Here is a 231-nt window from a genome sequence, read left to right as displayed (position 1 = left end):
ATGCGGGACCGTACTCTGGCAGACTTTTGGCTATGCCGAAAGTCGAGAAGAGAAAGGCCATCGTATTTTGCTAACGCACGTTGTCACACGTGACTGGCTTGCGCCAACCACTTCCGTGACCACCTCGCTTGCCTACGGCAAATGAGGCGTTGGTGGGTCGAGGAGGACTTGAACCTCCGACCTCACGCTTATCAGGCGTGCGCTCTAACCACCTGAGCTACCGACCCAAGG

Annotated in this window: 1 tRNA gene; it reads right to left on the bottom strand. The window is 56.7% G+C overall.

Annotation, left to right across the window (positions count from 1 at the left end):
* Nucleotides 1-150 precede the first annotated feature (150 nt).
* Nucleotides 151-227, bottom strand: a tRNA-Ile gene (locus Q4528_RS16495).
* Nucleotides 228-231 lie beyond the last annotated feature (4 nt).

Origin of the sequence: Staphylococcus pasteuri (assembly GCF_030547725.1) — a bacterium.
Classification (GTDB): Bacteria; Bacillota; Bacilli; order Staphylococcales; family Staphylococcaceae; genus Staphylococcus; species Staphylococcus pasteuri.
Note: the sequence above shows the minus strand (reverse complement) of the source record. Positions and strands in the feature narration are given on the sequence as shown.